This window comes from Gemmata obscuriglobus (genome assembly GCF_008065095.1).
Taxonomy (GTDB): domain Bacteria; phylum Planctomycetota; class Planctomycetia; order Gemmatales; family Gemmataceae; genus Gemmata; species Gemmata obscuriglobus.
The window spans coordinates 1,030,157-1,044,868 of record NZ_CP042911.1 but is presented as its reverse complement, the minus strand read 5'-3'; the positions used below and the strand labels follow the sequence as shown (position 1 = coordinate 1,044,868).

The following is a 14,712-nucleotide window of genomic DNA, read 5'->3' as shown; positions in this document are numbered from 1 at the left end:
AAGACACATTGAGGCACGATCGCAACTATTGAAATGGCCATAGTTCCCATTTAACTCAACCAGATCATCAGGGGCAGACGCTGGCGTCAACGAGTACCCGACTCTGGTGATTTGCCCCCTATTGCGAGTCTGTTAACGCCGCAGATAGCTCGCCGTGTGAATTTTAACGCAACGGCTCACACGCTTATGTCAGCGGGCCGTGGAGAAACGACTTTCGGCTGAAACTGATATTTCGCCCCCGTCATTCGCACGAAATTTCAGTCCGCGTCCGGCGAACCGCCACATAATCCGTATGCGTTCTCCGGCGCAAATGTGACGGCTTGGCTGGGGGTGGGGTGCGTGTCCGAGGGGAACGACCGATGAATGACCGCGATTCCCTCCTTGCCGCCGTGCTCGAGCACCCCGAAGAGGACACGCCGCGTCTCATGTACGCCGACTGGCTCCAGGAAAACGGCGACCCCGATCGCGGTCAGTTCGTGCGGCTTCAGGTCGAGGGGGCGCACGCCGAGCCGTACTCGCCGCAGGCTCGCGAATGTGAGACCGCCGCTCAGCACCTGCTCGAACGGCACCGCGGGACGTGGACCCGGCACCTGTTGAAGCGGGCCATCGGGTGGCAGTTCGTGCGCGGCTTCGTTGAACACGTGGCCCTGGACGCAGCCACGTTCGGGCGCGACGCCGCGGCGCTGTTCGCGGCCGAGCCGGTCCGCTCGGTTCAGGTCGTGCGGTTCGCGCTCACCGTCGCGCACGCCCCGCTCAACTCGTTGTTCGATGCCCCTCAACTGACGCGAGTGACCCGGCTCGATTTCAGCAAATTGGGTCACGGCGTGGACTACTTCGAGCCGCTCGCCGGGTGCCCGCAGCTCGGCGCGCTGACGGACCTCAACTTCCGCAGTACCCCGGTGCCGGTGCAATGGCTCCGGGCGTTCCTGGCCGGCCCCGCGCTGCCGGCCCTGCGGGCGCTCGACCTGGCCGACATCCCGAACCTGTCGCGGGTGCTGTCCGAGTCGCTGCCGCGCGCCGACCACCGGCGGTTCACCAAGCTGGACCTGAGTTACATCCCGTTCAAGTCCGACGAGGTGCAAAAGGCGCTCGCGAGCCGGTGCGTGCGGTGGGTCGAGGAGTTGCGGCTCGGGTGGCGGCCGCAGACCGGCCCGGGGCCGCTCTCGTACCTCGATCTGGGGTTCACGTTCCCGTGGGAGCGGCTCCGGCTGCTCGACCTGGAAGGCCAGCAGGTCGGCGACAACGGGGTGCGCGAGATCGTGGCCGAATTGGGGCGGCGCCGGACCACGCCCCCGCTACGGTGGCTCGGGCTGGCGCGGAACGGGCTCCGGGCCGACGCCGTTCACACCCTGGTGAACGCCGACCCGCGGGTGAAGTTGTACCACCTCGACTTGCGCGAGAACGGCCTCACCAGCGGACAGCGGGCCGCGTTACAGGACCGGTTCCCGGAGGCGGAAATTCTGGTGTGAGAACGAGTGGGAAGCCGTAAGGCCCGGGAGCCGCCCCGTCGAAGACCCCACTGTGGCGGTCTTCGACGGGACGGCTCCCGAGCCTTACGGCTTCCCACTCGAACTTACGCCCGGCGGCGGAGCACCCGGCGCAGCCCGATCAGCGGGAGCCCCAGACCGGCCAGCACCAGCGTGGTCGGCTCCGGGGTGCCCGTCGGAGGGGGCACGTCCCCGCCCTTCGGGACCAGCGTCGAGGTGATGTTGCTGTCGATCTCGCCGTTGGACAGCCGCGGGTTGGTGGCCGTGAAGAAGCTGTCCGCGGTGGTGCTGTACGCCGAGGTCGCGACGAAGTTCCCGAGCGTCATGCGCTGCGGGTCGCCGATCGGCAGGGTCGGCCCGTTGTAGGTGAACGTCAGGTTCGAGATGTTCGGATCGTCCTGCGGGTTCAGGCGGTCCGGGGTCGGCCCCAGCGCAGTGGTGCTGACCGTCCAGTACTGCGAGAAGGTGTCGTCGGGGGCGGTCGCCGACACCGACCCGGACCCGGCCACGTACCCGGCGAAGTCGTAGATGGTGAAGTAGCTGCCCGCCTGGAGCTTCATGTCGCTGGGCAGGACGACCGAGTAGGTCCAGCGGAAGTTGCCGGCCTCGGGTTGGACGGTAACGGACACCGGCAGCAGCCCGGCGTCAACGGTCCCGGCGCTGGCCACAATCGCGACGGCGGCGGTGAACAGGCGGGCGATCCAAGTTCGACGAATCATGCGGTAACCCTCCGTGAAAGGCGATTCGACGGTCCGACGCGGTCGTACCCTCTCGGACCGCTTAGGCCGGGAGGACGCGACCAGCTCCTGCCGGAAGCGAACCCCTCGTCGGCTCGTTCGGGCGGCATCTTTAAGTAAAGCCACTGGTGCTGTCAACCGCAGCTCACGCGGGGATCAGATGTGACGAAGAGGTAATTCTGCTCGACGACGTGACGGGAACCACCGTGAGCGTAGCGCCGCGTTTGCTTTTCGCGCCTTAAACTCTGACTCCGGTTCTGGATGCGACCAGATCGCCTCATGGTAATGGCGGCGGTCGATCATTTCGCTTCCAGATCACACGCGGAGCGTATCTCCCACGCTGCTTGCGGCGCTCGTGCCCGAAATCTTCCGGGCCTGGAAGTACCAATCGACCGGTCACTAGCAGGCAATCAAGGTTGGCGGCCAACAAGAAGTACGTCACGACCAGTTTCTGCCACAGTCCGTTAGCTCCGCGCCTCGGTCAGCACCAGCACCAGGACCGGCACCGCCGCATGGACAAGCAGCCAGAGACTGGCGACCCGGTACAGCCGGTACGCGTACCAGCCGAAGACGAACCACAGTAGTGTGAGCGCCGCGAGCGTGTGGATGCTGTCCGGCGACGGTGTCGCGGCAACAACCGCCAGCAGCACCAGCGAGGTGACCGGGGCGTATAGTTCTCGGTTGAGTTCGAGGCGGTAATACGTTCGGATGTGCAACCCACCGACCAGTGCGAGCAACCCGAACAGGAAGTAGCCGACAACAGGTCGCTTATCACGGAACAGGCTGAGCGGCCGGTCCAGCGCAAGGGAGTGTCATTCGGTGTCACATGAGGTTAAATGGTAACGACTTGCGACTTACTAGATGCCGTCCTGCCCGAATCGTTTGCGCCGGTAGCCAAAAGCCACAATCGATATTGTCTGATCCGCTTTGAACGCTTCGGGCAGTCGTAACTTCACATGGAACATGAGCACCCTACCCGCTATCAACCGCCGAACGTCGCGCCACGGCTGTAGCCCGGTTCGTACAGCATGAACCGGTCTTTCGTCGTGCCGAGCATGTCGAACCGCCGCACGTCTGCGGTCCCGGCAGTGCTCGACACCGACCACAGTTCCGTTCCACCGGAATGGGTCACCGCGCTCAACCCCACTCCGCCCTGGAAACCCGCACCGTAAGCGAAGAAGCCGCAGATCCACTCTGTGGTAAGCGGGCGGTACACGATCACACACGCCGCGGTCCCGCCGCTCGTACCGACCGCGACCTGCCCCTCGCCGCTGCCGTCGAAATCGCCCGCCGCGATCGATACCGATCCGCCGTACTCTGCCCCGAACGCATAGAAACTTGCGAGCTTGCGGTTCGTAGCGACCGAATACGCCACCACGTGCCCGTGTCCCCCGGCCCCGGCCGCGACAACCACGTCCGCGTACCCATCACGGTTCAAGTCAGAGGCCGCAACCTGAACCCCGCCCGCGAACCCCAATTCAAACGCCTCGAAGCTGTTAATCAGACGCCCTGCGGCGGTAAACGTCTTGATGTGATCGGTGCCAGCGGCCGTGCCCACCACAATGTCGCCAGCGCCGTCGCCGTTCACATCGCCGATGGCAACGCTCAGCCCGCCCAGGTACGTCGGATCGAACGCAAAGAAGCTCGCGAGAAGTGTCCCGTTCCTGCCATCAATCACCTTGATGTGCGGCGTGCCTCCGGGACCGGCAGCGGCGACCAGATCCGGCACGCCGTCACGGTTCACGTCGCCCAGCGAAACCCGAACGGTCCCGCGAAACCCCTCGAACACATCGAACGCGAGTGTCCGTCGGGTGCGCGTGTCGAACAATTGGACCTGGAACCCGTTGGTGTCACCGGTCCCAAGCGTGACCGCGCTCGTGAGCGGCAGCCACGCGTCCCCCAGGCTCGTCGAGTCCGGCTCTTGACCGAGCAGCAGCACGCGGCGAAGCTTGTCGAGGGTTTGCAGTGCGGTAACGTTGCGCGTGTTGTAACCGAAACCGAGACCAGACGTGGTCAGATCGCCCCCGCCGTTCGGCGAGACGCTCGGGTGAACCCCGTCGCTGCTGATGCCAGAACCGGGAAGCCGCTGAAGCGCGCGCCAGTAGTTCCACACGGGCACCTGAAGCGTTTCACCAACGTCCTGAACGATTTGATTGAACGTCGGGATGTTGGCCTGGGCGGTCGGATACAGTGGAATATCCGGAATGGTGCTCAATACCGGCACAACGCCCGCGCTGACTGCCGTCTCGACAATCTTGATCAGGTTCTGACGGTACGTGTCTGCCGGCACGCCCAGACCGATATCGTTGGTCCCAACCATAATCAGCACGAACGCGGGCCGACTCGCCGTGAGTTCGGCGGGAAGGTTCTGAAGCACGTCCGCCGCGGTCCAGCCGCCCCGCGCCGCCCGGCTCGGGTTCGTGAACGAGTTATTCACCCCGACGCTCCCGGAACGAAAATAAGCGAGCGTATCAGAAAGCGACCCGTCGCCAGATAAGTCGGTCGCGGCAGATGGGGTGCCGAGTGGGACGAGAAAGTCATTCGCGAAGGTGATGCTGTCGCCGGCGCGGGTAAACACGTTGGCGTGATTTCCGCGTCCCTGCCCGTCCTGAAGTACCACAGACAACCGAGCGGTCATCGCCGCCGTGAGCGTGGGCACTACTGGCGTGAGAGTAAACGACGCGGGCACCTCGCGTTCTTCGAGGCGATCGAGACCGAGTCGGCAACGCAGCGGTGAAACTTCGTGTGGTTTAGGCCGCATCAATGAGCACCTCGCGTTCGGAAACCGCGCCGACGAAAGTCATTATGTCGAACGCTTCGGTTTCCGCGTGACCATGATGGGTCTGCGATGCGAAGGAGTGAGGAGAGCTGACCGCTACAAACGAAACAACCACCACGTTAGGCTCGAAAAGCCCGCTGAAGAGACATCCGGGTGTAAAGAAAGGTGCGGACGAACGCAGAATTGGCGTCAAGAACGAAACGCAAAAAGCCGCGACCCCGGTGCATTTCTGCATCGGGGTCGCGGGTATATCGTTGGCAAGTGGGTGCGTGCGGTCTGTGTGAGGCGGGGTGATATGTGGTCGGTGGTGCTCGAGCCACACGACCTGTGTGTCAGTATCCTTAGAAAGGAGGTGATCCAACCGCAGGTTCCCCTACGGTTACCTTGTTACGACTTAGTCCCAATCAAGAAGTCCGTCTTCGACACCGGTGAAGGTGGCTTCGGACGTCCCTCTCTTTCGTGGCTTGACGGGCGGTGTGTACAAGGCTCAGGAACACATTCACCGCGGTGTTGCTGACCCGCGATTACTAGCGATTCCGGCTTCACGCAGGCGAGTTGCAGCCTGCGATCTGAACTGGGGTGTAATTTCTGTGATTGGCTCCTCTTCGCAGAGTCGCTTCACTCTGTGTACACCATTGTAGCACGTGTGCAGCCCTGGACATAAAGGCCATGAGGACTTGACGTCATCCCCGCCTTCCTCCGGTTTGACACCGGCAGTCCCTCTAGAGTGCCCTTGTGGGTCGCAACTAAAGGTAAGGGTTTCGCTCGTTATGGGACTTAACCCGACATCTCACGACACGAGCTGACGACAGCCATGCAGCACCTGTGCTCGGTCCCCCCATTGCTGGGGTCCGTTCCCGTTTCCGGGTCCTACTGCCGAGCGCTTTCGCACATGTCAAGTCCAGGATAAGGTTCTTCGCGTAGCCTCGAATTAAGCCACATGCTCCACCGCTTGTGTGAGCCCCCGTCAATTTCTTTGAGTTTCAGCCTTGCGACCATACTCCCCAGGCGGGGTACTTAGCATTTTAACTTCGACAGTAAACCCATATCTGGTCTACTATCTAGTACCCATCGTTTAGGGCTAGGACTACCGGGGTATCTAATCCCGTTTGCTCCCCTAGCTTTCGCGCCTCAGCGTCAGAAGAGGTCCAGCACGTCGCTTTCGCCACCGGAGTTCCTGTAGATATCAACGCATTTCACCGCTCCACCTACAGTTCCACATGCCCCTACCTCCCTCCAGGCCGTCAGTATCTGAGGCCGTTCCGCGGTTGAGCCGCGGCATTTCACCCCAGACTTGATAGCCCGCCTACGCGCCCTTTAAGCCCAGTGATTCCGAACAACGTTCGCTCGGTTCGTCTTACCGCGGCTGCTGGCACGAACTTAGCCCGAGCTTATTTTTGGGATAGATCACACCTCTCGGCTTTTCTCCCCCACTAAAGCGCTTTACAACCCGAAGGCCTTCATCGCGCACGCGGCATCGCTCGGTCAGGGTTGCCCCCATTGCCGAAGATCCTCGACTGCAGCCACCCGTAGGTGTCTCGCCAGTGTCTCAGTGCGAGTGGCGCGGGTCGTGCTCTCACACCCGCTAGACATCTTCGCCTTGGTGGGCCGTTACCCCACCAACTAGCTAATATCACATGGGCCCCTCCGGGGGCGATGAATCTTTGCTCTCACGAGGTCATCCGGTATTACCCACCATCTCTGATGGCTATCCCGAACCCCCGGGTAGGTACCCATGCCTTACTGCCCCTTACGCCGGTTCCCCCTTGCGGGATTCCCCCGACTTGCATGCCTAATCCATGCCGCCAACGTTCGTTCTGAGCCAGAATCAAACCCTTCAAGTTAATTTTCGCACTGCCAGTCACCCGGCAGCGACTTGGTCGAGTTCAATCCGGCCGTTGTTCGGTGTCGACTTCAGTCTTGGACCGCATCACACCGCACGCACCCCACCTCGCGGCGGAGCTCGTTCGTTGTGATCCGATCCGAGATGGAGTTAACACCTACTCAACGGCGTTAACCCACCTCAAACAGATCTCACGCACCCACTTGTCAAAGATCAGCACTCGGCTCAACCGTTTGACCGGTCGAGCAAGCCACTCCTCATCAGAGTGTATTGGCGATCGGCCCTCTCGTCCAGAGGCGTCGATCGATTGTACAGTAGCCGGCGATACCTACTCTCGCGCTGGACGCACTACCATCGGCCTCAAACGTTTCACGGCCGTGTTCGGAATGGGAACGGGTGTTTCCGTTTGGGTATGGTCACCGGCATGGTTCGTGTCGGGTTACCCCGACGGTGTATCGGTACAACGTGGTGAAGCGTCAAGTCGCATGTGTTCGAGACACGGGCGGTGGAGTGGGGAGTGCGGCCAAGCGGTCGGCTGTTAGTACCGGTTAGCTGAGCGTGTTGCCACGCGTACACGTCCGGCCTATCGACCTCGTGGTCTACGAGGAGCCTTCGCTCGCGCGGGATACCTGATCTAGGGGGAAGTTTCACGCTTATATGCCTTCAGCGTTTATCCCGTCCACACGTGACTACCCAGCGGTGCGGCTAGCGCCACAACTGGAACATCAGCGGTGTGTCCCTCCCAGTCCTCTCGTACTAGGGAGAAAGCCCCGCAAGTATCCTCCGCCCACAGCAGATAGGGACCGACCTGTCTCACGACGGTCTAAACCCAGCTCACGTACCACTTTCATCGGCGAACAGCCGAACCCTTGGGAGCTTCTCCACCCCCAGGATGTGATGAGCCGACATCGAGGTGCCAAACCTCCTCGCCGCTATGAACGCTCAGAGGAGATAAGCCTGTTATCCCCGGAGTACCTTTTATCTGTTGAGCGATGGCCCTTCCATCCGGGACCACCGGATCACTAAGGCCGACTTTCGTCCCTGCTCGCCCCATCGGGCTCGCAGTCAAGCACCCTTATACCTTTACGCTCGATGCCCGATTGCCAACCGGGCTGAGGGTACCGTTGCACTCCTCCGTTACCGTTTAGGAGGAGATCGCCCCAATCAAACTGCCCACTTAGCACGGTCCCTGTCGTTCCACACGACGGGTTAGAATTCAAACACAGCAAGGGTGGTGTTTCATCGTTGGCTCCCGGCGCACCGAGATGCGCCGCTCATAGCCTCCCACCTACGCTACGCATGCTGGGTCTAAACCCAATACCAAGCTGCAGTTAAGGTTCACGGGGTCTTTCCGTCTAGCTGCGGGTATGTCGCATCTTCACGACAACTACAATTTCACCGAGTCGCTCGTGGAGACAGTGTTCCGGTCGTTACGCCATTCATGCAGGTCGGAACTTACCCGACAAGGAACTTCGCTACCTTAGGACCGTCATAGTTACGGCCGCCGTTTACTGGAGCTTCGGTTGCGAGCTTCGCCTTGCGGCTAACCCTCTCCCTTAACTTACCAGCACCGGGCAGGCGTCAGTCTGTATACCGCGGCTTACGCCTTCGCACAGACCTGTGTTTTTAGTAAACAGTCGCCAGAACCTTTTCACTGCGGCCCACTCGCGTGGGCAACCCTTTTCCCGAAGTTACGGGTTTAACTTGCAGAGTTCCTTCACGAGCGTTCTCTCGAGCGCCTTAGAATACTCATCTCGCCTACCTGTGTCGGTTTTAGTACGGTTTCTCGCGCGGTTTTCTCGGCCGGCCCTCAGCAGATATCGGGATCATAAGCGCCCTGAGGCAATCTAATTAGCCTACACTGCTTCGGACCGGCGTCCCGTGTTACGCGAGGAGCGCAGGAGTATTAACCTGCTCCCCATCGGCTACGCCTTTCGGCCTCGCCTTAGGCACCGGCTAACCCTGGGCGGATTTACCTTCCCCAGGAACCCTTAGGCTTACGGCGAACGGGATTCTCACCCGTTTTATCGTCTACTCATTCCGGCATAATCACTTGGGTGCGCTCCACGGATCGTTGCCCGTACCGCTTCGCCGCACACCCAACGCTCTCCTACCGTGCATCGCTGCACCCGCCGCTTCGGTGTCGTGCTTGAGTCCCGTTCATTATCGGCGCAGGGCTCCTCGACCAGTCCGCTATTACGCGTTGTTTAAATGGTGGCTGCTTCTAAGCCAACATCCTGGCTGTCTCCGGAGCCCAACTTCCTTTCGCACTGAGCACGACTCTGGGACCTTAGCGGGCGATCTGGGCTGTTCCCCTCTCGACGATGAAGATTATCCCCCACCGTCTAGCTGCCCGGACTTGAACCGCGGTATTCGGAGTTTGGCTGCGACGGGTAGCCGGGTAGGCCCCCGTTCGCAATCAGTCGCTCTACCCCCACGGCCAACTATCCGAACGCTAACCCTAAAGTTATTTCGGAGAGAACGAGCTATCTCCACGTTTGATTAGACTTTCACTCCCCCACACAGCTCATCCCATCGGTTTTCAACCCAAATGAGTTCGGTCCTCCATGGGGTTGTACCCCCACTTCATCCTGGCCATGCGTAGGTCACGTGGTTTCGCGTCTACCGCACCCAACTTGACGCCCGTTTAAGACTCGCTTTCGCTTCGGCTCCGGACCAAAGGCCCTTAACCTCGCTGGTTACGGTAAGTCGCCGGATCATTATGCAAAAGGCACACCGTCACCCTGCTGACGCATAGGGCTCCGATCGCTTGTAGGCATGTGGTTTCAGGTTCAGTGTCCTCCCCTTGTCGGGGTTCTTCCCATCGTTCGCTCGCGCTACTCTACGCTATCGGTCACCAGGGAGTATTTAGCCTTGCGGGATGGACCCCGCCGCTTCGGACTCACTTTCACGTGTTGAGTCCTACTCAGGATACCACTCGGCCACTCGTCCAGTCGCTTACGGGACTTTCACCCCCTGCGGCGCGTCATTCCAGACGCTTCAGCTTGGACTCATGGATCCTAAACGTGGTCCTACAACCCCGGGGTGTTACCCCCGGTTTGGGCTGCTCCGCGTTCGCTCGCCGCTACTGACGGAATCGAGGTTTCTTTCTCCTCCTACAGGTACTGAGATGTTTCAGTTCCCTGCGTTCGCTCGGGTATTCCGGGATCAAAGTTCGTTTGACAACTCCCCCGGACTTTTCGCAGTCTTCCACGCCCTTTCGCCTCCTGGTGCCAAGACATCCCCCACACGCCCTTACTAGCTTGGCCGCACTGCCCAGACCACCGCACCCGCCGGCAAGCGGGTACCGTTCGTCGAGCATCACCACTAGTGTCACCCGTGGCACCGATATGTGCCACGGGTGACGATTATCTCAACCACTTCTAAGGCTCGTGTCTCGTCTTGTCACTGATCGCCGCCACCCGCAACCCGCCGGACCCGACCCCGCACCCGAAGGAGCGACGCCACACCCAGACGACCCGCAAGCGGCACCGACGAAGATGCAACTTAACTTGCTTCACCACGTTGTCAAAGACCGTCTCGGCAGGAGGTCACACCACCTGCCACTGGCCGTCTTACCGGCTTGTTGAGCCCCGTCCGCCGCCCTCACGAGCCGCTTCCGGAACCCGAATGGTTCGGCCGCCCTGATCGAGCGAGCCGGACCAACTTTTCGCGTCGCAACTCGTTACCCGCGTTGCGTTTGCGTCACTCCGATCATCTTAGCTCGCGACCCCCATCCGTCAACCCGTCCCATCACTTTTCTTTCCGACTCGCGAACCAGTCTCGAACATCAAATAACTAACACGTGCGGGCATGTCTGCCCGTCATTTTCGCGGCACGATGCGTCCGCAATCGTGGGGAAGATTGAGGTATAGGGCCCCGGCAGCCGTTCGCCAAGCCCCATCTCGGAACCGGACCGGCATCACGCCGAATCCCGGTCCCCCTCGTGACGTGCAAGTCATCCGCTCGAACGGGCTTGCGCCCGAACCACGACTCGCACACTTTTGGACAGATTTTTCGCGGAAAAGGGTTCGCTCGACCAGCCGGATTGGCACCGACACAGGTTCGTCGCTACTTCACTCGTTCCCCGTCCAACTGCACGGCCCCAGCGCCCGTGCCTCACGTGTTCTTCTCCCACATCGTAGCACCCCGAACACCCAGACGTCAACTCGCCGAGCTGAAGCTATCGTTCCAAAGCATTGTCGCTGAAGGATTTCACGCTTTTTTGATCGTGACCAAAGGACACCTCAGCCCACGACGCCGAGTTCGGGCTGATCCGGACAGACATCCACGGACACTTTCACAACGTGTTGCCCTCCTCCCAGAATAACACCCTTTAGCGGACTTACGTCGTCGTAGTCGCGTCCCCATGCGAGCAAGACGTGACGCTCGGCTGGGATCTGATCGTTCGTCGGATCGAGGTCGACCCATCCGATGTCACCGCAAAACACACTTACCCAAGCGTGGCTGGCGTCAGCACCGATGAGCCGAGATTTACCGGGCGGTGGGAGGGTCGAAAGGTATCCGCTCACGTATCGGGCCGCGAGCCCGAGCGACCGCAGACATGCGAGCAGCAAGTGCGCGAAGTCCTGACACACCCCGCGCCGCTTCTCGAACACCTCCGCGACCGGTGTCGCGAGCGTCGTCGCGCGCGGATCGTACACGAACTCTTTGTGGACCCGTGCCATTAGTTCCAGCGCGGCCTCGAGCACCGGACGGTTCGGGGTGAACGATTCGGCGGCGTACCGCGCGTATCGCCCGTCGGCCGCGACGTACCGTGAATCGACAACGAACTGATACGCGTCGATCCACGCCGGGCTGCGGTTCCAGTTGAGCTGATCGCGGATCAGTTCCCATGCCGGAGTTGTTGCAGGGTCCGGTGGTGGTTCAACCGACACGCTGATGACGTGCTCGGCGCGAACGGTCAGTTCGCGATGCGGTTCCTGGATCGTGAAGTAGTGGACCGGGTTGCCGAAGTAATCGACCCGCTCCTCGATTACCGCCGGTTCGGGGTTGATCGACAGGAGCGGTCGTTCCACCTGCTGCCGCTCGCTGTCGCGTGCCGACAGGTGCGCCACGTTCTGGCACAGCGACACCGGCTCGGTATAGTCGTAGGTGGTGACGTGCGTGATGGTGTAGCGGATCATACCGAGCCCGGTGGTTTCCAGTTCCAGGTTCCGCGTAAGGTCAAAAGACACACAATTGGCCCAGAGCTTGTGTCGAGCCGATTAGCAACTCGGAAGCTGGAACTGAAAACGATTGGATCGAACCTCACAATCGGTCACCGGAATCGGCCGCGGTGAGCAGCGTCAGGTCGGGCCGGGCGAGGTGCCGCGACGTTTGCAGGTGGCTCAAGTACTGCTGCGTGATCGCGTCCGACAGGATCGGCAGCCAGCCCGCGACGTGGTCCAGCAGCACCTTCAGCGCGGGCCGCGTCCCCTCCTCCACCACCGCGAGCCGTTCGGGCTCGGCCATCCGGACGGAGCCCAGCGCGGCGAGAGCGAACCGCTGCTCCGGGGCGCGTCCGGCCAGCCCGGTCGAGCGCGGGAGGTGGTCCACATCTTCCGCCAGGGCCGCGAGTTGCGACGCGAGTGATCGCGGGTTCGTCTCGTCGTCCACGAGCAGGTCCAGCACGGCTTCCGCGCGCAGGCTGCTCATGTAGCGGCGCCGGTACGTCATCCCGCTGTCCGCCACCTCCAGCACGGCGTCGAGCACCGGCCCCTCTTGCGGCGACACGTTGACCAGCGTGGCCCGGATGAGCCCGATGGTGTGCAGCGAGCGCTCGAGCTTGCGGCCGAGGTCGAGGAACCGCCAGCCTTCCCCGCGGGTCATGCTCTCGGTCGCCAGCCCGCCGAACGCGGCCAGCGTCACCACGGTGCGATTCAGCAGATCGAGCACCGCCGCGGGCGTCGGGCCGTCGTCGTCGACCGGCGGGCGGGTGAGTTCGCCGAGCGAGTTCACCACCCGCCACATGTCGAGCGAGATGAGGTCACGCACCACCGACGCGACCGACCGTACCGCGTTCACCACGGACGCGAGGCTGTTCGGGTCGGAGCTGTCGAACACCGCCGGGAACACGCGGTCCAGCGGGTCGCATTCGACCTCCCCGCGCGGGCACTTCGGGTCCGCAGTAATGGCCAGCGCGTGCAGCAGGTGCGGCAGCTCGGGACTGTCCACGAGCCCGGACCGCTCGGTGATCCGCACGACGATCCCGCGGAGCAGCCGCGTCAGCCCTTCGGCGCGTTCGGCGTAGCGGCCGAGCCAGTACAGGTTGTCCGCGGCGCGGCTCGGCAGGTTCCCGCCGGAGCGCGTCAGAACGACGCGCTGGCCGCTCCCGGGCAGCAGGCTGAAGTCGCTGACCGCGGCGTCCGCGAGCACCCAGGTGTCCTTGCTCCCGCCGCCGCGCTGCATCGACACGACGGTGGTGTCCGGGGACGCGCTCACGCGTGTCAGCCCGCCCGGCATGCACATGAACCCGCCGTTCGTGTCGGCCGCGAGGTACGCCCGCACGACGAGCTTGCGGCGCACCAGGCGGTCGCCGTCGAGGACCGGCGCCGAGGACAAATCGAGGCGGTCCTGCGCGACGAAGTCCCAGGGCCGGGCCTGCAACCGCTCAACGAGCGCAATCCGCTGCGCGGCCGTCAGTTCCGCCGGGAACACGGGCTCGATGCGCGTCGCCGGGAACACCGGTTTGATGACGAGCTGACTCAAGTGGTCGAGGACGTACCGCAGCGAGTCGGGTTCCCCGCACCACCACGTTGCGACGGACTCGAGCTTCAGCTCCTCGCCCAGAACGGCGCGGCAGAGGCGCGGCAGGAACGCCGGTAGCGCCGGCGTTTCGAGGACCCCCGTCCCGAGCGCGTTGGCAACGACCACGTTGCCGCTCCGGGCCGCGTGGACCAGCCCCGGGACCCCGAGGAACGAGTCGGGGCGCAGCTCGAGCGGGTCGCAGAAGTCGTCGTCGAGCCGCCGGAAGATCACGTCGACGGGTTGCAGGCCGCCGAGGACCTTCAGGTAGACGCGGTTGTCGCGGACCGTGAGGTCGCCGCCCTCCACGAGCGTGTAGCCGAGGTAGCGTGCGAGGTAGGCGTGCTCGAAATAGGTCTCGTTGTACGGCCCGGGCGTGAGCAGCACGACGCGGGGGTTGTCCTTGTTGCGCGGCGCCAGCGCGCGGAGCGTGTCCCGGAACGTCTGGAAGAAGAGCGCGAGCCGGTGGACGCGGCAGTCGCGGAACGCCTCGGGCAGCGTCCGCGTCATCACGATGCGGTTCTCGAGCGCGTAGCCCGCGCCAGAGGGCGCCTGGGTGCGGTCGCCGATCACCCGCCAGTTCCCGTCGGACCCGCGCCCGAGGTTCGCGGCGTAGAGGTGCAGGTACCGCCCGCCGGGCACTTTGATGCCGTGAACGGGGCGCAGGAAGCCGGGGTTCGGGAACACCAACTGCGGCGGGATCAGGCCGTCCTTGAGCAGTCGCTGCGGGCCGTAAAGGTCCGTGAGGACGAGTTCCATCAGCTTCGCGCGCTGGATCAGCCCGCGGCCGAGGAAGACGGACTCGTGCGTCGGGACGAGGAGCGGGATCGGGTCGAGCTGCCACGGGCGGGCGATCCCGTGCGGGTCGCCGTACACGTTGTAGGTGACCCCGTTCTCGCGGATGAGCTGCTTCGCCTCGCGCCAGCGGCCCGCGAGTTCGTCGCGGCCGAGTTCGCGGAGCGCGTCGTCGAACGCGGCCCAGTGCGGGCGCGGCTCGCCCGCGTCGTCTACGGCCTCGTAATAACCGGACGGCTCGGCGCCGGACCGAAAATCGGTGCCGGGCGCGAGTCGCGGGTCGGTCAGGGGTTCGGTGAGGCCGTCTGACATCCGTAAGTGCCG

The 14,712-nt window shown here is 62.8% G+C and carries 6 protein-coding genes and 3 rRNA genes; 1 reads left to right on the top strand and 8 read right to left on the bottom strand.

What is annotated here, in order from left to right; translation table 11 throughout:
* The first annotated feature begins 359 nt into the window (after positions 1-359).
* On the top strand, positions 360-1,469 hold the full coding sequence (locus GobsT_RS04275) for a TIGR02996 domain-containing protein (RefSeq protein ID WP_109571293.1): 1,110 nt from the start codon (positions 360-362) through the stop codon (positions 1,467-1,469).
* A 104-nt stretch (positions 1,470-1,573) separates the two neighbouring features.
* On the opposite strand, the gene GobsT_RS04270 is transcribed toward GobsT_RS04275, so the two are convergent.
* From GobsT_RS04270 to GobsT_RS04235, 8 genes are all read right to left on the bottom strand, one after another.
* Entirely contained in the window at positions 1,574-2,206 is a 633-nt protein-coding gene (locus tag GobsT_RS04270; RefSeq protein ID WP_029601355.1) for a PEP-CTERM sorting domain-containing protein, read from the bottom strand.
* Between the two features lie 482 nt (positions 2,207-2,688).
* The gene (locus GobsT_RS04265; RefSeq protein WP_148087603.1) at positions 2,689-2,940 is read right to left on the bottom strand and encodes a hypothetical protein; all 252 of its coding nucleotides are present in this window, start codon (positions 2,938-2,940) and stop codon (positions 2,689-2,691) included.
* Positions 2,941-3,206: 266 nt separating this feature from the next.
* A complete protein-coding gene (locus GobsT_RS04260; RefSeq protein ID WP_232068455.1) occupies positions 3,207-4,862 on the bottom strand; it encodes an SGNH/GDSL hydrolase family protein in 1,656 nt (551 codons plus the stop codon).
* Between the two features lie 486 nt (positions 4,863-5,348).
* A 16S ribosomal RNA gene (locus GobsT_RS04255) occupies positions 5,349-6,847 on the bottom strand.
* Between the two features lie 315 nt (positions 6,848-7,162).
* Positions 7,163-7,270, bottom strand: a 5S ribosomal RNA gene (gene rrf / locus GobsT_RS04250).
* A 95-nt stretch (positions 7,271-7,365) separates the two neighbouring features.
* A 23S ribosomal RNA gene (locus GobsT_RS04245) occupies positions 7,366-10,115 on the bottom strand.
* 978 nt (positions 10,116-11,093) lie between these two features.
* Positions 11,094-12,044: a transglutaminase family protein gene (locus tag GobsT_RS04240; protein ID WP_010048906.1), complete on the bottom strand. Its 951-nt coding sequence runs from the start codon at positions 12,042-12,044 to the stop codon at positions 11,094-11,096.
* Positions 12,045-12,117: 73 nt separating this feature from the next.
* Positions 12,118-14,700, bottom strand: a complete 2,583-nt coding sequence (locus tag GobsT_RS04235; protein WP_109571296.1) for a circularly permuted type 2 ATP-grasp protein — start codon at positions 14,698-14,700, stop codon at positions 12,118-12,120.
* Between the last annotated feature and the right edge of the window lie 12 nt (positions 14,701-14,712).